Genomic DNA, 25,335 nt, shown 5'->3' with positions numbered 1-25,335 from the left:
TCCTCCTGGGATCGGGCGCGGGGCGCACTCAGCGTTCGACGTAGCTCAACGAACGCACGGTGCGCTCGAGATGCCAGGTCACGGTATCGGTGATGAGACGGCCCGCCTCCTGCATGACGGTCTCGTCGGCATCGACCACATTCTCCCAGTCCCCGGCGAGCAGGAAGATCAGGTGCTCGACCGTGGCCTGGCGGACGGCGATCGCCCCGGGCCGCCGGCACGCCGTGCACACCAGCCCGCCGGCGCGGATGTCCAGGGCGTGGTGCGGGCCGGGGGCGCCGCAGGTCGCACAGACCTGCAGCTCAGGGGCCCATCCGGAGACGGCGAGGGTGCGCAGCAGGAAGGAGTCCAGCACCAGGGGTGGGGCGATCCGTCCCTCGGCCAGGGCGCGCAGCGCGCCGACGAGCATGAGGAAGCCACGCTGATTGGGGTCGACGACCTCATCGGTGAGTCGGTCGGTGGTCTCGAGCATGGCGCTGGCGGCGGTGAAGCGGCCGTACTCGGCGCAGATCCCGACCGCGAAGGCCTCGATGCTGACGACCTGGGTCACGGTGTGCAGGCTGCGCCCGGCATGGAGCTGGACGTCGACCAGGCTGAACGGCTCCAGGCGGGCGCCGAAGCGGCTGCCGGTGCGGCGGACTCCCTTGGCCACCGCCCGCACCTTGCCGTGGCGCCGGGTGAGCAGCGTGATGATGCGATCGGCCTCGCCCAGCGGATGGGTGCGCAGGACGATCGCGTCGTCCCGGTAGAGCTTCTGCATCATGGTCCCTCGAGCCTACGACCGCCCCCGCCTGTACCGGCGGATGCGGACGCGGTGTCGCCCGCGAGGTCCCTCACGAGAGCGCACCGAGCGGTCGGGGCGTGGGCGCGGCGGGGTCGGAGGCGGCATGATGACGGCCAGAGCCACCGCACCGCGTCGACTCGGTGCCGGAGAACAGGGAGGCTGACGCCATGGGGATCTTCTCGATGCTGCGCCGCGACGAGACGACTCGCCGCACCGCGCGCGAGGCGCTGAAGGACGCCCGCCGCGGCGGGGACGACTCCTCGGGCGGCGCGCTCGAGCGGATGGTGACGATCATCCGCGACATGGGCCTCGACGGGAAGCTCACCTACTCCTCCGCTGCCGATGTCGCGCGCCGTGCCCGGCGAGGCCGCGGCAGGCGCCGCCCCGAGGTGGCGATGCGACGGATCGTGCGTCGGCATCGGCGGGGCGTGACCGTCGGCGGGTTCCTCACCGGCCTGGGCGGATTCGTCACCCTCCCGGTCCTGCTGCCCACGAACGTCGTCGAGTTCTACGTGCAGTCCACGCGGATGGTGGGGGCGATCGCGGTCGTGCGCGGCTACGACCTCGAGGACCAGGAGGTCCGCGTGCGGGTGCTCGCCTCCCTCCTCGGCGAGGAGTCCGGGGACGTGCTGAAGAACGTCGACCTCGGACCGGTCTCGGGCGCCGCGGCCCGCGGCGTCGCCGGGAAGCTGCCCGCCACCGGGCAGTCCCAGGTCGCGAGCGCGATCGGCGGGCGGCTCCTGCGCCGCTTCGGCCTGCGATCCACCCGGCTGTTCGGCAAGGCGATCCCGGGCCTGGGTGCGATCCTCGGCGCCCTGTCGGACCGCGCCCAGCTGGGCCGGATCGCGACGTCGGCGCGGACGAGCTTCCCGCCCCTCGACTGACCCGTACGTCGAGGGCTTCGGCCTCACCGCACCTGCCCGGCGTCGTGGGTCGCTGACTGCCCTCACCCGGATGCCGACGGTGAGAGAACCGTCTCCTCCCTGCGTGCGACGGCGACCTCGGCCTGCCCATCACGCCGCCGGGAGATCCTTGCCCCGGTGCGATCCTCGACGTCACGCGGGCCGTGCCACGACCGGCGGGGCGCGAAGCGCTCCACCTCCGGACGCATGACCCCGGCCCGCAGACCAATCCACTTCCTCCTCCGCTGCGAACCACCCGACACCGAAGCATCGACCTCACGGTGTCCGGCACTCTCTCGCATCGTCACAGGAGCCACCGATCATGATCCAGCGCACCCGACGCCTCGCCGTCACCACCGCCGCCCTCTCCCTCACGGGGATCGCCCTCGCCGCCCCCGCGGCCAGCGCCTCTCCCGCGGCCGACGCCGCCGAGACCCCCTCCGCGACAAGCAGCTCCGGAACCTCACTGGTCCAGGGGCCTCTCGTCGACGGGCCGCTCGTGAGCGCCGACGGGGTGCTGGAGACCCTGCAGCTCGGCCAGTTCCAGCAGTAGCACCCACCTGCTCACCCTTCGTCGTCCCGCAAAGGAGATCCTCTCCGTGAAGAGGCGCACGTCCTCGGCCGCGCCAGCTGTCACCGGCCGCACCCCGCTCACCGCCGCCCAGCGCGGCATCTGGTACGCCCAGCACCTGGACCCGGAGAACCCGACGTTCCAGATCGGCCAGTACCTCGACCTGAGCGGGGACGTCCAGCCCTCCCTGCTGCGCATCGCGGTGACCAAGATGGTCGCCGACATCGAGGCGCTGAGCCTGCACATCCAGGAGGACGCCCACGGCCCCTTCGGCGAGATCCGCCGGCCGCAGCCCACGGCGGACCTGCTGCGCGTGCGGGACCTGCGGGAGCTCGGCGCGGATCGCGCCGAGCAGGACGCCCTGGCCGCGATGGATCGGGAGCTGTCCACCCCGCGAGCGCTGGACGGCGAGGACCTCTTCGGGGCGACGCTCTTCCTGATCGCCGAGGACCGAGCACTCTTCTTCCTGCGCATCCACCACATCTTGATCGACGGGTACTCCGCGGTCATCGCCCTGCGCTACGTGGCCGAGACCTACACCCGGATCTCCGGGATGGCGAGACTCCTCCCCCGCACCCGAGTGCCGCGCCCCCTCGCCGCCGGCTTCGCGCACGTCCTGGCCACGGTGCCCTCCCCCTTGCCATCGCTCGCCGCTCTCCACAGCGACCTCGAGGACTACGAGCATTCCGCGCAGCATGCCGCCGATGCCGACTACTGGACGCAGGCCCTCGCGGAAGCGGAGACCCCCGAAGGACTCGAGGGCCGGGCCCAGGGCATCGCGTCGACGGTCGTCCGGCTCGGGATCCCCCTCGGTACTGAGCGTGCCGAGCGCCTCGCCACCCTCGAGCGCACTCTGCCCAAGACCGTCATCGCGGCGATCGCCGTGTACCTGGCCCGGATGACGGGGACCGAGAACGTGCCCCTCGGGCTCCCGGTCACCGCCCGCCGAGGTCGGGTCGCGAAGACGACTCCGTCCATGCTCTCGAGCATCCTCCCGCTGCGCGTGCCGGTGCGCCCGCGCGACACGCTCGCCGACGTCGTGACCGGTGCCGGTGACGCCGTCCGCGCGGCCGTCAGCCACCAGCGCTTCCGTCTCGAAGAGGTCGACGCCGCCCCCGTGCACCCCGGCCCCTCGGTGAATCTGCTGCCGGTCATCGACGACCTCCGCCTCGGCACCGCCCGCGGGACCGTCCACATCCTGTCGACCGGCCCCGTGCGCGACCTCTCGATCGTCCTCAGCGATCTGCGCAGCGGTGCCGCCGACCCCGTGCTCCGCCTCGAGGGCGATGGCGCACTGCACAGCACGGAGACCCTGCGCGACCACGGCAGGCGACTTCTGCGCCTGCTCGACGCCATGCTCGATGCTCCGCAGGACACCGCTGCTCTCACCGCCCCTCTGACGGGGAGGCAGGAGAGGGAGGCGCTGCTCGCCCTGGGGCACGGCGCCACATCCCCCGAGGCGCCGAGCACCGTCCTCGACACCCTCCGTGGAACCGTGCATCTGCGGGGCGAGGATCGCGCTGTGGTGGCCGAGGACGGCGAACGCAGCTTCACCGACCTCGAGACCGAGTCGACCCGCCTGGCCCACTGCCTGATCCAGGAGGGCGTCGCGCCCGGCGACCGGGTGGCCGTCCGCGTCGGCCGCACGGTCCGCCTGCCCGAGATGGTGCTGGGGATCCTGCGGGCAGGGGCCGCCTACGTGCCCCTGGACCCCGCCTACCCCGTCGGCCGCGTCACGCACATGCTCGAGGACGCCGCCCCCGCCGCTCTGCTGACCACCGTGGGCCAGCAGGCGCAGGACCGCGAGGACGGCGCCTCGTGGACCCTCCCGACCCTGCTCGTCGACTCCGAGACGGCGCCGTGGCGCCGCCCCTCATCCCCGGCGAGGCAGCTTCCGACGGTGGGGCCCGAGGGCCTCGCCTACGTGATCTTCACGTCCGGCAGCACCGGTCGTCCCAAGGGCGTCGCCGTCGAACACCGATCCCTGCATAGCCTGCTGGAGCAGCACCGCCGCACGATCCACGATCCGGCCGCCGCCCGCCTCGGCCGTCCGCTGCGCGCGGCCCACACCGCCGGGCTCTCGTTCGACGCCTCGTGGGACCCCCTGCTCTGGCTCATCTCCGGCCATGAACTCCACGTCATCGAGGACGACGTGCGCCGCGATCCCGAACGCCTCGCCGCCCATCTCGCCGACCAGCGCATCGACGCCCTCGAGACCACGCCCTCCTTCGCCGAGGCCCTGCTCGCGACCGGGATGCTGGAGGGGGACCACCACCCGACGGAGATCGCACTCGGTGGGGAAGCCGTGGGAGAGGCCCTCTGGGCGGCCCTCGCCGCCCGGGAGGGTGTCCACGCGGTGAACCTCTACGGCCCCACCGAGTCGACGGTGGACAGCCTGGTCGCCCCCATCGAGGAGGGCCGGCTGCCCCACCTCGGGCAGTCCGTGGACGGCAGCCGCCACTACGTGCTCGACGCCGGCCTCTCGCCGGTCCCCGACCGCGGCATCGGGGAGCTGTATCTCGCGGGCCATGGCGTCGCACGCGGGTACATCGGCCGACCGGGACTCAACGCCCAGCGTTTCGTCGCCGACCCCTTCGCGGCCGATGGCTCGCGCATGTACCGCACGGGCGACCGCGTGCGCCGCCGCGCCGACGGCACCCTGCGGTTCCTCGGGCGTCTGGACGACCAGGTGAAGATCCGCGGGTACCGGGTCGAGATCGACGAGGTCGAAGCGGCGTTGCGCGGACATCCCGGCATCACCGCCGCCGCAGCGCTCGTCCGGGGCGATGGGGCGACGGCTCGGCTGATCGGCTACGTCGCCTCGGCTTCCGGGCGCACGGACGCCGACATCGCCGCCGAGGTCCGCGACGGTCTGCGCGATCAGCTCCCGGAGTACATGGTGCCCTCCGCGGTGCTCGTGCTGGAACGGCTCCCGGCGACCGCGAACGGCAAACTCGACCGGGCATCGCTGCCCGATCCGTCCACCGCGATCGCCCGCGACGACAGAGCGCCCCGGGGCGCCACGGAGCGCGCGGTGGCCGGGGCATTCTCCTCGGTGCTCGAGCGGGAGGGCATCGGGGCCGAGGAGGACTTCTTCGCCGCCGGTGGCCACTCGTTGCTGGCCACCCGCCTGGCGGCGCGGCTGACGGACGACCTCGATCGCACCGTCACCGTGCGCGACGTCTTCGAGCATCCCAGCGTCGCGGCCCTCGCCCGCGTCCTGAACGGCTCCCCTGGTGGCCGAGCCCCGACGAGACCCGAGCGCGGCGAGCGTCCCGACCCGGTCCCCGTCTCCCTGAATCAGCGTCGCCTGTGGTTCCTCAACCGTCTCGAGCCCGGTTCGGCGGCCTACGCGGTCCCGGTCGTCCTGGAACTCGAAGGAGATCTCGACACCGCCGCACTGCGCGGCGCGCTCGACGACGTCCTGGCCCGCCATGAGCCGCTTCGCACCGTGCTGCCGGCCGTGGACAGCGAACCGATCCAGCACATCCTCCCCGCCGAGGAGGTCCCCTCCCCGCTCGTGGCCGTGGACGTGCCCGCCGACCGCCTCGAGGCCGTCATCGCCGCCGAGATCCACCGGCCGTTCGACATCACGCGGGAGATCCCGCTGCGTGCCGTGCTGCTGCGCACCACCGCCCAGCACGCGGTGCTCGTGATCACCATGCATCACATCGCGACCGACGGCTGGTCCCTGGCCCCGCTCGCCCGCGACCTCGGGGAGGCGTACACGGCCCGCACCGCCGGCCGTGAGGCGTTCTGCGAGCCGTTGGCCGTGGGCTACGCGGACGCCGCGATGTGGCAGCGCGGCCGCCTGGGCTCGCCGGACGACCCGGACAGCGAGCTGTCGCGCCAGAGCGCGTTCTGGCGGCGCACCCTCGCGGACGCGCCACCGGAGGTCTCCCTGCCCCGTGATCGCGCCCGCGGGACGGCGGACCCCGCCGACGCCGACCGGCGCGGCGTCGGCGAGATCCGGCTCGACCTGGACCCGCGGCGTCACGCGTCCCTGCGCCACCTCGCCGCCGAGCGCCGCACCAGCTTGTTCATCGTGCTGCACACGGCCCTCGCCACCGCCCTGCATCAGCACGGGACCGGGGACGACGTGGTCATCGGCACCCCCGTGGCGGGCCGCGGCGATCCCCTGCTGGACGACATCGTCGGATTCTTCGTGAACACGGTCGCCCTGCGCACCTCGCTGCACGGCGACCCGACCCTCTCCGAGCTCATCGAGCGCGTGCGAGTGGCGAACACCGAGGCCTACGCCCATCAGGAGCTGCCCTTCGACGCGGTCGTCGACGCCGTCCGCCCGCCCCGACACCTGGACCGGCCACCGGTCATCCAGGTGCTGCTGACCTTGCAGAATGCGCCGCAGGCGCGGCTCGAGCTCCCGGGCGTGCAGGTGCGGGTCCCCACCCCCACGACCAGCGCCGGGGTGAAGGCGGACCTCATGATCGACGTCACTCCCGGGACCGACGGCGACGAAGCGCTCCGAGTGACCCTGGGATACGACCGGGCCCTCTTCGACGGCCCCACCGTGGAGCGGCTGCGCGACTGCCTCGATCGCGTCCTCGCACAGGTCGTCACCGATCCCGAGGTACGGCTCGGCGAGCTGCCCACGACCGGACCGGATGACCTGCACCGCCTCGCGGAGCGGGCCCGCGGGCCCGAGGCCCCGGCCCCCACGACGGTGCTGGACCGGCTCGCTCGCACGGCCCGTGAACAGCCGGAGGCGCCCGCACTCCTCGACCCCCGCGGCGATCTCTCCGCCGCCGAGCTCCTCGGCCGCGTCGAGTCCCTCGCCGCCGGGCTCGCCGAGAAGGGGGTACGCCGCGGCGACCGTGTGGTCATCGCCCTGCCCCGCGACGCCGATGCCGTCACCGTCCTCCTCGGGGCGCTGCGCGCCGGCGCCGTCGCGGTCCCCGTCGATTCCACCCATCCCGACGCCCGACTCACCCAGGTGCTCGCCGCGGCCGCGGCGCGCGTGGTCGTCACCGCCGACCCCACCCGCTTCGAGGCCCTGCTGGCCGCCTCGGACGGCGCGTCGGCCATACCGGTGCTGACTGCGGCGGCCCTCCCTGCCGGTGGCGCCGTCCCGGCACCGCCGGGACCCGAGGACACCGCCTATCTCGTGCACACCTCCGGGACGACCGGCGTCCCCAAGGGTGTGCAGGTCTCCCATCGTGCCCTGGGGACCGTGCTGGTCCAGCACGAGGAATCCCTCATCGGCCCGCTGCGCGAACGCCTGGGGCGGGCCCCGCGCATGCTCCATCTCTCGGGCCTCGCCTTCGACGCCGCCTGGGACCCGGTCCTGTGGCTCGTCGCCGGCAGCGCCCTGCTCATCGCCGACGACTCCGTGCACTCCGATGCCGAGTCCGTCGTGCAGCTGGTGCGGGAGGAGCACATCGATGTCGTGGAGACGACCCCGTCCTACGCCGCACAGCTGATGGCCGTCGGGCTCGAGGACGCCGTGGCCGGAGGGCCCGGCCGGTTGCTGCTGGCCCTCGGTGGTGAGGCCGTGCCGCCATCCCTGTGGGACCGCGTCGCGGGGTCCGAGATCCTGGAGGGCTGGAACCTGTACGGTCCCAGCGAGTCGACGATCGACGCGCTCGTCGCCCCGATCGTGCCCGGCCCCGTCGTGATCGGGGAGCCCGTGGCCGGTGTGCGGGCGCGGGTGCTGGACCGCCTCCTGCGCCCGGTGCCACCCGGCGTCGACGGCGAGCTGTACCTCTCCGGGTCCACCCTCGCCGACGGGTACCGCGGTCGCGCGGCCGAGACCGCGGCGCGGTTCGTGGCAGATCCCACCGCGGACGGCGAGCGGATGTACCGCACTGGCGATATCGTCCGTCGGTCGCCGGAGGGCGACCTGTACTTCCTGCATCGCGCCGATGATCAGGTCAAGCTGCGCGGGTACCGCATCGAGACCGGCGACATCGAGAGCGCGCTGGAGCGCTTGCCGGGCGTTCGTGCCGCCGTCGCCCTCGTCACGAGCCCCGGAGGCCCGGCCACCGAGCGCATCGCTGCGTGGGTGGCCGGGGACGTCGAGGCGGCCGCCGCGCAGGAGACGGCGCGCCGGGAGCTGCCGGCTTACATGGTCCCCACCACCATCACCGTCCTCCCGCGGATCCCGCTGACCTCGAACGGCAAGGTCGATACCTCGGCGCTGCCCGATCCGCGGCGCGACCCCTCGCCCGAGCGCGCCCCGCGCGATGAGGCCGAGGAGCGGATGTGCCGTGTCGTCGCCGACGTGCTCGCGGTCTCCGCCGCAGGGCCCGGGGAAGATTTCTTCGCCCTCGGCGGCCACTCCCTGCTCGCGGTCGAGCTGGTGGGCCGCATCCGCAACGAGTTCGGGGTCGGCCTGCCCGTGCGCACGGTCTTCGACTCCCCCACTCCGGCGCAGCTGCTCGCCGCGGTCCGCGGGGACGAGCTCGAACGCGACAGCGTCGTGGCAGATCCCGACCCATCCGTTCCGCCCGCCCCGGCACGCCTGCAGGAATGGGCTCGGGAGAATCCGCGCCCGCCCCACGAAGATCTCCCCCTCTCGCCCGACCAGGCGCGGCTGTGGTTCCTCCACCAGATGGATCCGGACTCCGCCGAGTACACGGTGGTCCTCGAGGCCGACCTCGAGGGTGACCTCGACATCGATGCCCTCGGGGCGGCGATCGAGGACCTCGTCTCGCGCCACGAGATCCTGCGCACCACCTTCCCCGAGGTCGACGGGCGGCCCGTCCAGCGGATCCAGGACCCGCCCTCGGGCATCCTGCACCAGGGCCCCGTGGACGTCTCCGCCGGGTTCCCGCTCGCCACCGGGATCCCGCTGCGTGCCGGACTGGTCGAAACCGGTGAGAGTCGCTGGCGGCTGACGCTCGCCGTGCACCACATCGCGACCGACGGCGCCTCCCTGGGCCCGCTGGTGCGCGATCTCGCCACGGCGTACGGGGCCCGTACCGCGGGGATGCGCTCCGCGCGGCGCCCGCTGGACGTCCAGTTCGCCGATCATGCTCGCCACCAGCAGGCCCTGCACGGTGAACGACGCGACCACGACCCCCACCTCGAGGCCTGGACCGAGCGCTTGCGCGATGCGCCCGCGGAGCTGAACCTCCCCGTCGACGGACGGCGTGCCGAGGCCACCACGCGCCCGGCACGCACCCTGCGTTTCACGCTCCCGGAGACGGTCACCCGTCCCCTCCTGGCCACCGGCGCGGCGAGCGGCGCCAGCGGCTTCCACACCTGGTTCGCCGCTCTCGCGGGCTATCTGCAGCGGATCGGCGCCGGGAACGACCTCGTCATCGGCACCCCGTCGGCAGGACGGACCGACCCCGATCTCGCCGATCTCATCGGCTTCTTCGTCACCACGCTGCCCATCCGGCTGCACATCGACGGTGAGCAGCCGTTCCGCGACGCGGTCGGGCGGGCCCGCGAGGCCGTCCTGCACGCCATGGAGCACGACGGCGTCCCCTTCGAACGTATCGTCGAGGCGGTGGCCCCCGCACGGCAACTGGGCCGCCATCCCCTGTTCCAGACCATGCTCTCGGTGGAGGAGACGGGCAGCTCGGCCCTCGAGCTGCCAGGAGTGGCAGTCACCCGGGTGGAGCCCGACTCCACCGGGACGGCCAAGGTGGACCTGTCCCTCACCCTCCGCCCCCGCGACGAGGGCGGCGCGGACGGCGTGCTCGAGTACGACGCGAATCTGTTCAGCCAGGAGGCGGCACGCGGCTTCGTCGACCGCTGGGTCGGGTTCCTCGAAGGCATCGCCGAGGATCCCGGGCGGAGCCTGCAGGAGATTCCCGCCGGCCCGGCCTCGACGCCCCTGGAGCCGTGGCAGGCCACCACCGGACCTCAGGGCGTGCTCGAGGCCCTGGCCGCCTCCGCCGTGGACCGGCCCCGCTCCACCGCCCTCGTCGGGGATGACGGCTCTCTCACCGCAGGCGAGCTCGCCGCACAGGTCGATGCCCTGGCGGGCGGGTTGCGCGCAGCAGGCGCCCTCGCCGGTGACCGCATCGCCCTGGCCGTGCGCCGTGGCACCGAGTCCGTCGCCGGGATGCTGGCCATCTGGCGGGCCGGGGCGGTCGCCGTCCCCGTCGACATCACACTGCCCGGTCCGCGGATGGTGGCCACGCTGCGCACCGCCCAGCCGTCCTGGGTGCTGCGCACCGGCGACGCCGCCGAGGAGGGGGCGGTGACGGCCGCCGGGGAGGCCGGGATCCCTGCCGATCGCATCCTGCGGTGCGCCGATCTGCCGGTCGGCACGGCGCCCGCCGACCTGCCGGCGGACTCCGATGCGGCGTACGTCATCTTCACCTCGGGCAGCACCGGGATGCCGAAGGGCGTCCAGGTCCCCCACCGGGCGCTGACCCAGCTCCTCAGGAGCCACCGCTCGACGCTGCTTCCCGACCCCGATCGGCGCCGGCTGCGCCTCGCCCACACCACGGGGGTCGGCTTCGACGCTTCCCTGGATCCGGTGCTGTGGCTGGTGGCCGGCCACGAGGTGCACGTCATCGGCGACGAGGTGCGCCGAGACCCCGAGGCCCTGGTCGCCGCCCTCACACAGCACCGCATCGACGCCTGGGAGACCACACCTGGCTACCTCGACGCCCTGCGCGGGCAGACCGGGCTCGCTGATCTCCTCGATGCCCGGGACCCGGAGAACCCCTTCGTGCTCCTGCTCGGGGGCGAGCCCGTCGAGCCGGCACTGTGGTCCTGGGTGCACGAGCGTCGATCCGTCCAAGGATGGAACCTCTACGGCCCCACCGAGGCGGGGGTGGACACCCTGGTCGCGGCGATCGACGGGAACCCGTCCCCCGTCCTCGGGGCGCCGACCTGCGGCACTGTCGCCCGCGTCCTGGATGCGCACCTGCGGCCGGTTCCCGTGGGGAGCGTCGGAGAGCTCTGGCTCGCCGGAGACCAGCTCGCCGACGGCTACCTCGGTACCGGGGCCACCACCGCCGCGCGCTTCGTCGCCGATCCGTTCGCCCTCGACGGTTCGCGCATGTACCGCACCGGCGACCTCGTGGCCGTGCGCGATGCCGCCGCCGGCCTCCGCCCCCGGGTCGTCGCGCTCGGGCGCAGCGACGACCAGGTCAAGATCCGTGGGCACCGCATCGAACCGGGCGAGGTCGCCGCGGTGCTCGAGGACCGTCCCGAGGTTGCGCAGGCGGTGGTCCGCCCGGTACCCAGTCCTCGCGGAACGGTCCTGGCCGCGTGGGCGGTGCCCGCCGAGGACGCCGACGGCGCCGGGCTGCCGGACCTGCTCGAGCAGGTCGCCGCAACCCGCCTGCCCGAGTACATGCGGCCCGCCGCGATCACCCTCGTCGGCGCCATCCCCTTGACGACCAACGGGAAGGTCGACGTCCAGGCGCTGCCCGGTCCCACCTTCGGCGGGGGCGGCGGGCGCGTACCGCGGGAGGGTGCCGAGGCCGCCGTGGCGGCAGCGTTCGCCGAGGTGCTCGGGGTCCAGGACGTCCGTGCTGACGACTCCTTCTTCGCTCTCGGCGGGCACTCCTTCGTGGCCCGACCCGCGGTGGCCGCGATCGGCGAGGCTCTGGGCCGGGACGTCCCCGTCCATACCCTGTTCCGTGCCCCGACCGTGGCGCAGCTCGCGATCGAGGCCGACGGCGCTCCCCCGCGCTCTGCGGACGATGTCGGCAGAGGCGACCGGCCCGCGGCATCCGACCTCGACGAATCCCTCTCGCCGCTGCTCCCCCTGCGTCCCGAGGGGCAGGGGGATCCCCTGTTCGCCGTCCACCCCGCGAGCGGACTCGCCTGGAGCTTCTCGGGCCTGCTCCCCCATCTGCGCATGCCCCGCCCCGTGGTCGGGCTGCAGATGCCCGGGCTCACCACGGACGAGCCGCCTCACGGCGCGGAGCAGACCCTCGACGAACTGCTGGACCACTACCTCGAGGCGATGCGCACCGTCCAACCGCACGGCCCGTACCACCTGCTGGGGTACTCGCTCGGCGGCAGGATCGCGCACCATCTCGCCGCTCGCCTGCAGGCCGACGGCGAGGAGGTCGCCCTGCTCGCCGTCCTCGACTCCTACCCCCACCACGGGGGATCTCTGCAGGGCGTCGAGGACGAGCAGGCACGGTGGCGAGGGCTCCTGGAGGCCCAGGACGTCCCCGTTCCCGAGGGCGACCTGGATGCCGCGACGGCGGTCAGCGCCCTGCGTGCGGCCGGAAACGCGCTCGGGCAGCTGCCCGTCAGCACGGCGGAACGCATGGCCTCGCGCTTCACCCGCCTCGGAGCGCTCCTGGACGCCGCCGGAACCCCCGTCGTCGAGGGCGACCTCGCCGTCCTCGAGGCGACCCGCGACGTTCCCCGGGGCCGACCGGGCCCGGAGGCCTGGAGCCCTCACGTCACCGGCGAAGTCGCCGTGCGCCGGATCGACGCCCCCCACACGGAGCTGCTCGAGGAACCGGCCGCGCAGAGTGTCGCCGCCGCTTTGGACGCGTTCCCGCTCGGCCGCGGATCCGACCAAACCGCGGGAGGGTCGGCTCCGAACCACGGGTGAGACAGCACCACCGATGGAGACGGGACCACCACAGGATGAACCCTTTCGACGACACCGACGCCACCTTCCGCGTCCTCGTGAACGAGCGCGGACAGCACTCGCTGTGGCCCGAGACCGCAGACCTGCCCCGGGGGTGGGTTGCCGTCTTCGGCCCGGGGGCCCATGCCGAATGCCTCGCGTACGTCGACGCCTCCTGGCTCGACATCACACCTCGGCGCCTGGACGACGGAGCGCGAGCCGCCTCGTGATATCCCTGCGCGGCGTCGTCAAGCACTATGGCGACCGGACAGCGCTCGACGGGGTCGATCTCGAGGTGCCCCCGGGCACCGTGCAGGGCCTGCTGGGCCCCAACGGCGCGGGCAAGACCACGATCGTGCGGGTGCTCACCACCCTCCTGGTGCCGGATCAGGGCGACGCGCAGGTCGAAGGCCACTCGGTTCGCACCGACCCGGACAGCGTGCGTCGCAGCCTGGGTGTCTCCGGGCAGTATGCGGCCGTCGACGAGAAGCTGACGGGATCCGAGAACCTGCGCATGGTCGCCCGCCTGTACGGCATGCCGCGGCGCGCCGCCGCGGACCGCGCCCGCGAGCTGCTCCACGACTTCCGTCTCGACGACGTCGCCGACACCCTGCTGGCCGGACAGTACTCCGGCGGGATGCGCCGTCGGCTCGACCTCGCAGGTGCCGTCATCGCCCGCCCCCCGGTCGTGATCCTCGACGAGCCCACGACGGGGCTCGATCCGCGAGGTCGCCGCGACACCTGGGACGCGGTCAGCTCCCTGACCGCGGACGGTGTCACCGTGCTGCTGACCACGCAGTACCTGGAGGAGGCTGATCAACTCGCCGACTCGATCGCCGTGATCGATCGCGGCCGCATCGTCGCGGACGGCACAGCGGCCGCACTCAAGAAGCAGGTCGGAGGCTCCCGGGTCGACATCGCCCTCGCCGATGCCTCTGACGGCGCCGCGGCGCAGGCCGCTCTCGCCCGCGCCGGGCACGACGCCGAGACGGATGAGCGCGGCAGACGCCTCACGCTCGCCGCCGACGTCGGCGGACCAGGACTCTCGCGTGTGCTGACCGTCCTCGAAAGCGCCGGGATCGACGTCGGGGAGGCCGCGCTGCGACGCCCCACGCTCGACGAGGTCTTCCTCGGTCTCACCGGCGGCCCGGCCCCTGAGCCCGTCCCGGAGCCGGACGCACCCGGGGCGCACCACCTCGGCGCCGACGTCAGCTCCGCACGCCGCGCGGAGGCCGCACGATGAGGCCGGTGCGTGCCGTGCGCGATGGCGCCGTCATCGCCCGCCGAAACCTCATCGGTCTGCGCCGTACCCCGGGAGCTCTGGTCACCGGGATCGCGCAGCCGATCCTGTTCGTGATCATCCTGGCCTACGTGTTCGGCGGCACGCTGGGTGGAGGCGCCTACCGGGAGTACCTCGTCGGCGGCATCCTCGCTCAGACCCTCACCTTCAACTCCTCCTTCACCGCCGTGTACCTCGCCAAGGACCTGCAGTCCGGCCTCATCGACCGCTTCCGCGCCCTGCCGATGTCGCGGGTGGGGGTGATACTCGGCCGCACCGTCTCCGACCTGGTCATGAGCGCGATCTCGGTGCTCGTCATCCTCGGCTGCGGGCTCGCCATCGGCTGGAGGGCCTCGACGGGGCCGGGCTCAGTAGTGCTGGCCTGCGCCCTTCTGCTGCTGTTCGCCTTCGCCGTCTCCTGGGTGGGCGCCCTCATCGCCCTGACAGCCCGCTCCGTGGAGGTGGCGCAGAGCCTCGGCTTGCTGTGGCTGTTCCCGGTGTGCTTCATCTCCGGCGCCTTCGTCTCCGCGGACTCCCTCCCCTCCGGTCTGCAGGCCATCGCACGCTGGAACCCGATCACCGCGGTCGCGACCGCCGCGCGGCAGGGGTTCGGCAATGAGGTCCCACCCGGCTTCGAGAGTCCGGGTGGGTGGCCGGGCGACAACCCGGTGCTGTACTCAGTCATCAGCTGCGTCGTCATCATTGCGGTGTTCGCTCCCGCAGCGGTCGTCCAGTACCGGCGCATCAGTCGACGATGATCAGGGTCCTGTCGACCACGGTGACAGCAGTGCTCGAAGGAACGCGGGGAACGGGCGGCGCGCAGGCCCTCGTGGCACCGGAGGACCTCGTCGCCGCTCGCGCACGACGCGGCTTCCACGGCGACCGCACCCTGGCCGGCCGGGCGGCGCTGCGCCTGTTGCTGGCCCATGTGCTCGGCGCGGCACCCACCTGTGCCCAGGACATGGTCGTGGAGCGTGCGTGCGAGCGCTGCGGAGCGCCGCACGGACGCCCTCGTGCCCCCGGGATGTCGCTGTCCGGCTCCACGTCCCAGGATCAGGTGCTGGTGGCGGTCGCCGCGCAGGAGGTGCAGGTCGGAGTGGACGTGCAGGATCCTCCCATCTCCCTCTGGCCGGGATTCGACGCCGCCGTCCGCCATCCGCGCGAACGCCAGCACCGCGAGACCGACGGTCTGCGATCTGGCATCTCCCTGTGGGCCCGCAAGGAGGCCCTGCTCAAAGCAGCGGGCGTCGGCCTGAGGATCGATCCCTCGCGTATAGCCCTGGTGAGCCGTTCCCCGGCAGAAGCACCCTGGTGGTCGGTGGCCGCAGACGCACCCCGGGAGGTGCAGGGTCTGCACGTGCGCGGCCTCCCGAGCACCGTGCCGCAGGCCGTCGCGGCCTCGGCGATCGTCCCGGTGCACGAGATCGACCTCGCCGACGTGCTCCCGGCCGGGTGAGCAGCGTCAGGCCACCTCTCCTGCAGTCCCTACGGACGGGAACCACGGCGCGCGACCGCGAAGACACGGCGGAAGGGCAGCAGCACTCCGCAACCGTGATCTGGATAGGCCGCGCGCAGCCGCGCCCGGAACTCGGCCTCGAAGGCGGGGCGCAGGTTCGCCGGCAGCGCCTGCAGCGTGGGCCGGGCTCCGGTGCCGGAGACCCACTCGAAGACGGGGTCCGGCCCGTACAGGACATGCAGGTAGGTGGTCTCCCAGGCGTCGACCTCGAGCCCGAGGCCCTGCAGCGTGCGGAGGTAGGTGCTCGCGTCGTAGGAGTCGGGGTGGGCGATGCCGGCGAGGTGCCCCGCGTAGGGCTCCTCGGCGGCCAGCTCGCGGCGGATGGTGTGGCTGGGCTCGGTGAAGTTGCCGGGGACCTGCAGGGCCAGCACGCCGCCCGGGGCGAGCAGGCCGGCCAGTCGCGGGAGCTGCTCGAGATGATCCGGGACCCATTGCAGCGCTGCGTTGCTGATCAGGACGTCGACCGGCGCCGGGGGCTCCCAGGTGCGCAGGTCGCCGAGCTCGGCGTGGATCCCTGCCACGGACTCGGCACGGGCGATCATCTCCGGGCTGGAATCCACGGCGAGCACGCGGGCCGACGGCCACCGGTCGGCGAGGACGGTGGTGAGGGTCCCCGGCCCGGCGCCGAGGTCGACCACCAGCTCCGGGGCCTCGGCGTCCACGCGCGCAAGGAGGTCGATGAAGGGTCTTCCCCGTTCGTCGCCGAACCGCAGGTACTGCTCCGGGCTCCAGGCGTGCGCCATGGCCGCTCCCTCCGTCGTGTGTGGGCCCCTCGCCTTTATCTTGAGGTCAAGCTACATCACCGGGGCAGCGCCGTCGACCATCGGGCACCACTGCCCCGTCTCAGACCCCCTCGGTGACGGCGATGCGCAGCCGCGGCTGCATGAGGGAGACCTCCGGCCCGGGCTCGACCCATCCATCGGCGAGGCTCGGGTCATAGGTGGTCTCGAGGACCGTGAGCTCGGCCCCGTCGGGCACCGTGGCGGTGACGGTGACCTCCTGGTCCTGCGGGACGCCGACGATCTGCAGGGCGGTCGTGGGCTCCTCGGCCTCCAGCGGCTCGCCGTCGAGGCGGACCTCGCGGAGGGCACCCTCGTCGAGGGAGAGCTCGAACTGCGCGGCCTCGCGTGGGGAGGCGAGGACGATCTCGACCTCCTGCGGCTCCGCGCCCGGGGTGGTCTCGACGCTCGGCGGTGGGAGGTCGGAGGTGGCGCGGGTGCCGTCGAGCGCGCGACCCCACTCGGTCGTGCCGCTGACGTCCCAGGTGGTCTCCCCGCTGCGCCCGTCGACCTGCGCGAGCACGCCCTCCTGGACCGGCTCCGGAGCGGCCAGGCTCAGCGCGGTGCCACCGACGAGGGCCGCGGCGGTCAGGACGGCCGCCAGCACCGGGACCAGCAGCCGCCGGGCCCGACGTGCACGGCAGTGCCCGGCTGCGCGCCCGTCCCGCAGCAGCGGTGCGGCGGCGGCGAGCCCGACCAGCACGGTCCCGGCGAGCCCGCCCGAGGAGGACGCGATGCCGAACTCCATGAGGGAGGAGACCTGGGTGCCGAGCATCCACCCCGTCGGCAGCAGCGTGAGAGCTCGTACGGCGAGGCCCACGCCTGGTGGGAGCACGGTGGTGAGCAGGAAGCCGACGGCGGCGATCACCGCGGGCGGGATCATCGAGCTGCCCAGCTGCGGTGAGGAGACGGCCAGCGCCGCCAGCAGCGCCGTCGTGACCAGGGCGGCTCCCGAGAGCAGGGCCGTACGGCTGATCAGGAACCGGGCGAGCACCCAGCACAGGGTGACCGCCACCGCGCCGGCCAGGACGTCGGCGAGGAGGAACAGCTCGGCGCGCACGGGCTCGCCCGTGGTCTGCGAGAGCATCTGCGGGCTCGCCCCGGCCGCGGTCTGCCAGGCCATGACGGCGGCGGCCGCACTGAGCGGCAGGGCGATCAGTCCGGTCAGCGCTCCGAGCGCGGTGCCGCGCAGCGTGAGCTCCCCGCGTCGACGCAGGACCAGCACGGCGGCCAGCACCGCCAGGGGCGCGAGCACTCCGGCGGCGGTGACCAGCGGCGGGGGGAGCTTGACGATGCCCCAGGGGGCGGTGGTCTGGACGGGCTCCTCGTCGGTGCGGGACTGCAGAGCGGTGAGGTCCCGCGCGGTGAGGTCGCGGGTCAGGGCGAGGGTCATCTCGCCGTAGTGCTGCAAGGTGCCCTCATCGAGGTGCTCGGCGTCGTCCTGCGGGCTGTGGTACGCCCACGCGTCGTCGATGATCGCCATGTCCATCCCCCACCAGCCTCCGGCACGGTAGACGGTGAAGTCGGTGTCGTTGGGCATCATGCCGAACAGGGCGTCGCAGAACGACTCGAACTCGGGGTGCGGCATCGAGCCGAGGACTGCGTGCATGGGTCCGCTCGTGCGGGTGACCAACGGGCGACCGGAGACGCCACGGGCCTCGTGGTTCAGCACCACCACGGGCTCGGCCAGCTCCCCGGCGCGCGCGTCGAGATGGGCCTGGGCTCCGAGCAGGCCGCGCTCCTCCCCGTCGACCAGGAGGATGACGAGGTCGTTGCGCTGCGCCTCGGGACCGAGCGCCCGGACGGTCTCCAGGATCACACTCAGCCCGACCCCGGCGTCGGCGGCGCCCGGCGCGTTCGGCACCGAGTCGATGTGGGTGGCCAGGACGATCGTGCCGGTCGGGTCGGTGCCGGGCCGGGTGGCGAGGAGATTGTCCGTGTACCCGGCCGTCCCCTGATCGCCGACCGCTCGCATCCCGAGGGACTCCTGAGAGGTCGTCTCGAAGCCCAGGCCGGCCAGCTGCTCCGCGAGGTCCGCGTGGGCCTCGGCATTGGCGTCGCTGCCGACAGGGTGGGGCTCATCGACGATCTGCGAGGTCGCTGCGGTGGCGCGGGCAGCGCTGAAGACGTGCTCGGGGGCGTCGGTGCCCCGAGGCTCCGTCACCCCGCGGGAGGCGAACCCGAGCCCGGCCACCAGCAGGAGCACGGCGAGCAGGGCTGGGACCTGCCATCGCAGGAGCCCGCGGCCGCGGCGACGGGGACCGGGTTCCCGCGCACCGTCGTCCGTGGGGTCAGTGGGCTCCGTGGGGTCGCCCGCGGCGGGTCCGTTCGGCGCGTTGCGGCCGAGCTGCGTCGTCATAGAACTGTTCTACAGGGCCGATCCGTCCCCGCGCGCCCTCCTGACGGAGGAGACGCTCGGCCGAGGCGCTCACGCGGCGAGACGCTCGAGGCCCTGCAGCTCCGTGACCATCCCGCCGGCCTCGAGGAGTGCGGCCCGGAAGGCCAGCAGGGAGGGGTGGGAGGCGGCGCCTGCCCGGGCCGCGGTGTAGAGCGAGCGATGGGGATCGCCGGGCAGACGCACCGGGCGGGTGCCGCCGAGATGTTCGGAGGCGATGATCCCCGGGACGAAGGCGACGGCGTGCCCGGAGCGGACCAGGTGGACCTGCAGCAGCGGATCCGGGGTGTCGAAGCGGACCCACGGTTCGACGCCGGCCGTGCGCAGGTAGGTGCGCTCCCAGATCCCGGTGCGGGCACCTTCGGGGTCCAGTGCCCACGGGGCGTCGGCCAGGTCCGCGATGGTCCGCGCCCGCGACCACGGACCGTGGTCGGGCAGCACCAGCAGCATAGGGTCGCGCAGCAGTCCTTCCCGGTCGGTGCCCCGTCGCACCACCCGTTGCCCGCCCGGGTAGTCCTCCCCCAGGATTACCTCGAAGCGATGGGCGAGCAGTCCCTCGTAGGCGCCCTCGACCTCCCGCTGGGCCAGCTCGATCCGCAGCTGCGGGTGACGCTGCTCGAGCACACTGATGGCGGCCGGGGCGAGGGCGATCAGAGGGGTCTGGAAGGAGGCGACGCGCAACACGCCCCCGACGTCGCCCTGGGCGTCCTTCAGCTCGCCCTCCGCGGATTCCAGCAGGCCCAGCATCTCCTCCGCCCGGCGGGCCAGCCGCGCCCCGGCATCGGTGAGCACGACCCGGCGCCCGGCCTGCTCGAACAGCGTGACCTTGGTCTCCCGCTCCAGGTGTGAGAGCTGTTGGGACACGGCCGAGGGCGACATCGAATGGGTCTGCGCGACGGCCGACATCGTCTCCAGCCTGTGCAGTTCGTGCAGCAGGAACAGGCGATGCAGATTCAACATGGCGACCTCCGACGACCGTGCAGTTCTACTTCATGGTACCCCTTGAAAACATTCGCTAGACGTGGCGGTACCTCCGCGGCACAGTGTCAGGGTGACTATTTCTTCGACCTCCCCCTCGACCGGTAGCGTGCCGGCAGTGGGTGCGACTCCGGGCGGCGCCGGGGGTGGCCTGCCGATGACCCCCATCCTCTTCGTCCTGGGCTCCTGCAGCTCGCTCCAGATCGGTGCCGCGCTCGCGACCCAGCTGTTCGGCGAGCTCGGCGCCTTCGGCACGACCACGCTGCGCCTGGCCATCGCTGCGGTCATCCTGCTGGTGATCGTGCGCCCTAGGGTCCGCAGCTTCACCCGGCAGCAGTGGATCGCCATGATCCTCTTCGGCGTCGTGGTCGGCGGCATGAACGGGAACTTCTATGCCGCGATCGACCGGATCCCGCTCGGCACCGCCGTCGCCTTCGAGTTCCTCGGGCCGCTGACCGTCGCGGCGGTCCTGTCCACCCGCCGCAGCGATCTGCTGTGGGTGGCGCTCGCCCTGGCCGGGGTGAGCCTGTTCGGCGTCGAGTCCCTCACCGGGGCCGCGTCCCTCGACCTCGTCGGGGTGATGTTCGCCCTCATCGCCGCGGTCTTCTGGGGGCTGTACGTGCTCACCAGTGCCCGGGTGGGTCGCCTGGTGCCCGGACAGGACGGCCTCGCGATCGCCATGGCCGTCGGCGCCCTGACCGTGCTGCCCCTGGGCACCGAGGGCGCTCTCGTCGGCCTCATGGACTGGCGCCTGCTGGCGCTCGCGACAGCCACCGCGATCATGGCCTCCGTCCTCCCGTACACCCTCGAGCTGGCGGCACTGCGGCGCCTGCCCCGCCACGCCTTCGGCATCCTGCTGAGCCTCGAACCAGTCCTGGCGCTGATCACCGGTGTGCTGATCATCGGACAGGACGCCACGGCGCTGCGCGTGCTGGCCGCGGTCCTGGTGGTCGGGGCGAGCGTCGGGGTGACGCTGACCGCTCGCAGCGGCGCCCCCGACGAGCCGCAGCCGATCGACGAGGAGCCGGGCTGGGACATGCCCATCCCCACCCACGCGACCGTGACCGGGGAGATGCCGGTGGTGCTCCCCGACGAGGATCTCGCTGGGGACCCGCACCTCGCCGGGGACGCGGGCGGCGAGACCTCGCGCGACTGACCGGTGTGCGACGTCGTGAATGGTGCCACTCACCCGGTACCTTTCACGACGCCGCGGCAGTTGCCGCGGGGGCACGCCGCACGAGGTGCTGCGCCTCAGCGCTGCTGCGCGCGCTGCTCCCGGTTCAGGGCGGAGATGATCGCCTCGAGGGACGCACGGGTGATGGAGCCGTCCACGCCCACGCCCCAGAAGATCCGGTCGCCGATCTCGCACTCGATGTACGAGGCGGCCAGGGAGTCGTCGCCCTCGGTGAGGGCGTGCTCGGCGTAGTCGAGGATCCGCACGTCGATCTTGCGCTCGGCCAGGGCCTTGACGAAGCCGTCGAGCGGGCCGTTGCCGATGCCCGTGACCTCGTGCTCCTCGCCGCCGACCACCAGCACGACCGTGATGCGGTCCGCGCCCTCGCCGGTGGACTCCTGATGGATCGAGGTGATCGCGAAGCGGCCCCACCGCTTGGACTCCTCGGTGGCCGGCAGGTACTCGTCGGTGAAGGCCTCCCAGAGCGAGTCCGGGCTCACTTCGCCACCGTCGGAATCCGTCCTCTGCTGGACGATGCCGGAGAACTCGATCTGCAGGCGGCGCGGCAGATCCAGGCCGTGCTCCGTGCGCAGCAGGTAGGCCATGCCGCCCTTGCCGGACTGCGAGTTCACCCGGATCACCGCCTCGTAGGAGCGGCCGAGGTCCTTCGGGTCCACGGGCAGGTACGGCACCCGCCACACGAGGTCATCGACGTCGACGCCGCGGGTCTCCGCATCGCCCTGCATCCGCTCCAGGCCCTTCTTGATGGCGTCCTGGTGGGAGCCGGAGAAGGCGGTGAACACGAGGTCGCCCCCGTAGGGGCTGCGCTCGGGCACCGGCATCTGGTTGCAGTGCTCGACGGTGCGGCGCACCTCGTCGAGATCGCTGAAGTCGATCTGCGGGTCGATGCCCTGGGTGAACAGGTTCAGGCCCAAGGTCACCAGGTCGACGTTGCCGGTGCGCTCGCCGTTGCCGAAGAGGCATCCCTCGATGCGGTCGGCGCCGGCGAGGTAGCCCAGTTCCGCGGCGGCCACGCCGGTGCCGCGGTCGTTGTGCGGGTGCAGCGAGAGCACGATCGCCTCACGACGATCCAGGTGGCGGTGCATCCACTCGATCGAGTCCGCGTACACGTTGGGGGTGGCCATCTCGACCGTGGCCGGGAGGTTCACGATCATGCGGTCCTCGGGCGTGGGCTTGATGACCTCGATGACCGCGTTGCACACCCGCAGCGCGTACTCCAGCTCGGTGCCCGTGTAGGACTCCGGCGAGTACTGGTACGTGATCTGGGTGTCCGGGATCGTCTCCTCGTACTTCTTGCACAGCAGCGCGCCCTGGACGGCGATGTCGAGAACGGTGTCCTCGTCGGCCCGGAAGACGACGTCGCGCTGGACCACGGAGGTGGAGTTGTACAGGTGCACGACGGCGCGCTTCGCCCCTTCCAGCGACTGGTAGGTGCGTTCGATCAGGTGCTCGCGGGACTGGGTGAGGACCTGGATCGAGACGTCCTCGGGGATACGGTCCTCCTCGATGAGGGTGCGCACGAAGTCGAAGTCCGTCGTCGAGGCGGCGGGGAAGCCGACCTCGATCTCCTTGTAGCCCATCGCCACCAGCAGCTCGAACATGCGCAGCTTGCGCTCGGAGTTCATGGGGTCGATGAGGGCCTGGTTGCCGTCGCGCAGGTCGACGGCGCACCAGCGCGGGGCGCGAGAGATGCGGCGGGTGGGCCAGGTGCGGTCCGGGAGCTCCACCCGGATCTGCTCGTGGAAGGGCAGGTACTTGTGGGTGGGCATGCCCGAGGGCTGCTGCGGGGCGTCTCCCGAGGCGCCGACGACGGGGGCCGACGCGTCACCGATGGCGGCGATCTCAGGGGCGGAGGTGATCGTGGAGTCAGTCATGAGGGGATCCTTCTCGCTGGGGTACCGGTCGCCGGACGCAACGTCAGCCGCGGCGGGGTCCCGGCGTTCAGGTCCCGTCGCGGCGGCTAAGCAGGAGCAGCGATCCACGCATGATTCTCACGGTAGCACCGTCAAGCCGAGGGCTTCGGAACGCTCACGATGCGAACGCCCTCGCTCCGCGCGGCACCGGCGGCACCTCAGAACCCGAGGCGGCCCAGCTGCTTGGGATCGCGCTGCCACTCCTTGGCGACCTTGACCCGCAGGTCCAGATGCACCGTGCGGCCGATCAGCTGGTTGATCTCGGCCCGTGCGCGGGAGCCGACCTCCTTCAGCCGGGCCCCGGCCCTGCCGATGATGATCCCCTTCTGGCTGTCGCGCTCGACGAACAGCGTCGCGCGCACCACCAGGCGGCCCTCACCCTCAGCCACCTCGGCGAAGGGGTCGCCGTCGGGGTCGGTCTCGACGACCTCCTCGACGACCACGGCGATCGAGTGCGGCAGCTCCTCGCGCACCCCCTCCAGGGCGGCCTCGCGGATCAGCTCGGAGATCCGGTCGTCCCGGGACTCCTCGGTGAGCTGGTCGTCCGGGTACAGCTGCGGGCTCTCGGGCAGCTGCCGGGCGATGACCTCGACGAGCAGCTCGATCTGCTCCCCGGTCACGGCCGAGATCGGGACGATCTCGTCGACGTCCAGCAGCTGGTCGACGGCCATCAGGTGCTCGGCAAGGCGGTCGCGCCCGACGAGGTCCGTCTTGGTGACGACGGCGACCACCCGGGGGCCGCGCCGGCCGCTGCGCATCTCCGCGAGATCCTGGGCGATGAAGCGGTCGCCCGGGCCGATCTTCTGGTCGGCGGGCAGGCAGAAACCGACCACGTCGACCTCGCTGAGGGTCTCGCGCACCAGATCGTTCAACCGCTCGCCCAGCAGGGTGCGGGGGCGGTGGACGCCGGGGGTGTCGACCAGGATGATCTGGGAGTCCTCGCCGGTGACGATGCCGCGGATGGCGCGGCGAGTGGTCTGCGGCTTGCTGGAGGTGATCGCGACCTTCTCCCCCACCAGGGCGTTGGTCAGCGTGGACTTGCCGACGTTGGGGCGGCCCACCAGGGCGACGAAACCGGCGCGGTGCGCGGGGCGGAGGTCGTCCCCGCCGGCGGGGGTGAGGGGATCAGTCATCGGTGCTCTCCTGGTGGGCATCGTGGGGGTGGGGGCCCTGCTCCGGGGCGCGGGAGACGATCACGGTGGACAGGCGGCGGCGCCGTCCCGAGGTCTTCTCGGCCTCGAGCACGAGACCGTGCGTCTCAGCGCGGGAGCCGACGATCGGCACCTGGCCGGTCACCTTGCCCAGCAGTCCGCCGACGCTGTCGATGTCGTCGTCCTCGAGGTCGAGGTCGAACAGCTCGCCGACCTCGGTGAGCCCGGCCCGGGCGGGCACCCGGAAGCGGCCGTCGCCGAGATCCTCGATCTCGGGCTCGGCGGGATCGTGCTCGTCGGCGATCTCCCCCACGATCTCCTCGAGGATGTCCTCGATGGTGACGATGCCGGAGACGCCGCCGTACTCGTCGACCACCACGGTGATGTGCACGTGGCTGGTCTGCATCTGCCGCAGCACCTCGTCGGCCGCGACGAACTCCGGCACGAAGCGGGCCGGGCGCATGATCTCGCCGGCGCCGCGGTCGGGGCGCGGGTCCCACGGCGAGTGGATCGCCTTCATGACGTCCTTGGCGTAGAGCATCCCCCGCAGGTCGTCGACGCTCTCGCCGATCACCGGGATGCGGGAGAAGCCGGAGCGGACGAACAGGCGCATCGCCTTCGCCGCCGAGGTGTCCACGTCGAGGGCGACCATGTCGGTGCGGGGCACCATCAGCTCCCGCACCATGGTCTCGCGCAGCTCGAAGACGCCCTGGATCATGTCCCGCTCCCCGGCCGGGACGTGCTCGTCCTCGAGGGCGCGGTCGACGTTCTGCCGCGCCTTCTCGGCGCCGTCCTCGGCGTTCTCGGCGGCCCCGGGCCGGGCCGCGAGGTTCTCACCGACGCTGGTCAGCGCGCTCGCGGGGAGCCACAGCACGAAGCGTGCGACCGTGATCAGGGCGCGGGTGGAGATCAGCACCGACTCGGGGCGGTCACGGCCGATGGTGCGGGGGGAGATGGCCAGCACGACGAGCAGCAGCAGTCCGGCCAGCACGATCGTGATCAGCAGCGGCACCGCCCAGGCGCTCTCGGCGCCGAGCCGGTCGAACACCAGGAAGGTGATCGCGGCGATCGAGGCGACGGTGACGGCCTCGGCGAGCATGCGTCCCAGCGAGACCGAGGCGAGGGTGCGCGGACCGTCGCCGTGCTGGGTCAGGACGCGCTCACGGACCGCCGGGGGCTGGTCGGCGAGGGCCTTCTCGAGGGATCCGCGGGAGACGGCCTGGTGCGCCGCGTCGACCGCGGTGAGCACGGCCGCGACCACCAGCGCCACCAGGCCCAGGGGGATCAGCACGAGCAGCGGGGCGGTCAGCATGCGCGGCGCCGTCCCACGGGGACAGGGGCAGGGTCGGG

At 72.7% G+C, this 25,335-nt stretch carries 15 protein-coding genes; 8 read left to right on the top strand and 7 right to left on the bottom strand.

The window, feature by feature from the left end; translation table 11 throughout:
* Window positions 1-28: 28 nt before the first annotated feature.
* Window positions 29-763, bottom strand: coding sequence for a DNA repair protein RecO (gene recO / locus JOF43_RS20970; protein WP_209905077.1), 735 nt, complete (start codon window positions 761-763; stop codon window positions 29-31).
* Window positions 764-951: 188 nt separating this feature from the next.
* On the opposite strand from recO, the gene JOF43_RS20965 reads away from it, so the two are divergent.
* The 7 genes from JOF43_RS20965 (at window position 952) to JOF43_RS20935 (ending at window position 15,514) form a co-directional block, all read left to right on the top strand.
* Entirely contained in the window at window positions 952-1,668 is a 717-nt protein-coding gene (locus JOF43_RS20965; protein WP_209905076.1) for an EcsC family protein, read from the top strand.
* Window positions 1,669-2,008: 340 nt separating this feature from the next.
* Window positions 2,009-2,239, top strand: a complete 231-nt coding sequence (locus JOF43_RS20960; protein ID WP_209905075.1) for a hypothetical protein — start codon at window positions 2,009-2,011, stop codon at window positions 2,237-2,239.
* Window positions 2,240-2,285: 46 nt separating this feature from the next.
* Window positions 2,286-12,761, top strand: a complete 10,476-nt coding sequence (locus tag JOF43_RS20955) for a non-ribosomal peptide synthetase (protein ID WP_209905074.1) — start codon at window positions 2,286-2,288, stop codon at window positions 12,759-12,761.
* A 35-nt stretch (window positions 12,762-12,796) separates the two neighbouring features.
* A complete protein-coding gene (locus tag JOF43_RS20950; RefSeq protein WP_209905073.1) occupies window positions 12,797-13,009 on the top strand; it encodes an MbtH family protein in 213 nt (70 codons plus the stop codon).
* A complete protein-coding gene (locus tag JOF43_RS20945; RefSeq protein ID WP_342592249.1) occupies window positions 13,006-14,022 on the top strand; it encodes an ATP-binding cassette domain-containing protein in 1,017 nt (338 codons plus the stop codon). Before JOF43_RS20950 ends, JOF43_RS20945 begins: the two co-directional genes overlap by 4 nt.
* On the top strand, window positions 14,019-14,816 hold the full coding sequence (locus tag JOF43_RS20940) for an ABC transporter permease (protein ID WP_209905071.1): 798 nt from the start codon (window positions 14,019-14,021) through the stop codon (window positions 14,814-14,816). Before JOF43_RS20945 ends, JOF43_RS20940 begins: the two co-directional genes overlap by 4 nt.
* On the top strand, window positions 14,813-15,514 hold the full coding sequence (locus tag JOF43_RS20935; protein ID WP_209905070.1) for a 4'-phosphopantetheinyl transferase family protein: 702 nt from the start codon (window positions 14,813-14,815) through the stop codon (window positions 15,512-15,514). The genes JOF43_RS20940 and JOF43_RS20935 overlap by 4 nt, the downstream gene beginning before the upstream one ends.
* Before the next feature lie 29 nt (window positions 15,515-15,543).
* Here JOF43_RS20935 and JOF43_RS20930 read toward each other — a convergent pair whose 3' ends face one another.
* From JOF43_RS20930 to JOF43_RS20920, 3 genes are all read right to left on the bottom strand, one after another.
* Window positions 15,544-16,317 carry a methyltransferase domain-containing protein gene (locus JOF43_RS20930; RefSeq protein WP_209905069.1) on the bottom strand — a complete coding sequence of 258 codons (774 nt, stop codon included), beginning with the start codon at window positions 16,315-16,317 and terminating at the stop codon, window positions 15,544-15,546.
* Between the two features lie 100 nt (window positions 16,318-16,417).
* On the bottom strand, window positions 16,418-18,712 hold the full coding sequence (locus JOF43_RS20925; protein ID WP_209905068.1) for a M28 family peptidase: 2,295 nt from the start codon (window positions 18,710-18,712) through the stop codon (window positions 16,418-16,420).
* Window positions 18,713-18,781: 69 nt separating this feature from the next.
* Window positions 18,782-19,708 (bottom strand): LysR family transcriptional regulator, encoded by a 927-nt coding sequence (locus JOF43_RS20920; protein WP_209905067.1) that lies wholly within the window; start codon window positions 19,706-19,708, stop codon window positions 18,782-18,784.
* Between the two features lie 175 nt (window positions 19,709-19,883).
* Here JOF43_RS20920 and JOF43_RS20915 point away from each other — a divergent pair, with 175 nt between their 5' ends.
* Window positions 19,884-20,882: an EamA family transporter gene (locus JOF43_RS20915; protein WP_209905066.1), complete on the top strand. Its 999-nt coding sequence runs from the start codon at window positions 19,884-19,886 to the stop codon at window positions 20,880-20,882.
* Between the two features lie 95 nt (window positions 20,883-20,977).
* Here the strand turns inward: JOF43_RS20915 and leuA are convergent, their stop codons facing one another.
* The 3 genes from leuA to JOF43_RS20900 form a co-directional block, all read right to left on the bottom strand.
* Window positions 20,978-22,690: a 2-isopropylmalate synthase gene (gene leuA, locus JOF43_RS20910; RefSeq protein WP_245354888.1), complete on the bottom strand. Its 1,713-nt coding sequence runs from the start codon at window positions 22,688-22,690 to the stop codon at window positions 20,978-20,980.
* Window positions 22,691-22,992: 302 nt separating this feature from the next.
* Window positions 22,993-23,967, bottom strand: a complete 975-nt coding sequence (gene era, locus JOF43_RS20905; RefSeq protein ID WP_209905064.1) for a GTPase Era — start codon at window positions 23,965-23,967, stop codon at window positions 22,993-22,995.
* On the bottom strand, window positions 23,960-25,297 hold the full coding sequence (locus JOF43_RS20900) for a hemolysin family protein (protein WP_209905063.1): 1,338 nt from the start codon (window positions 25,295-25,297) through the stop codon (window positions 23,960-23,962). Before JOF43_RS20900 ends, era begins: the two co-directional genes overlap by 8 nt.
* Between the last annotated feature and the right edge of the window lie 38 nt (window positions 25,298-25,335).

It is taken from the genome of Brachybacterium sacelli, assembly GCF_017876545.1.
GTDB lineage: Bacteria > Actinomycetota > Actinomycetes > Actinomycetales > Dermabacteraceae > Brachybacterium > Brachybacterium sacelli.
This window is presented reverse-complemented; position numbering and strand designations above follow the sequence as displayed.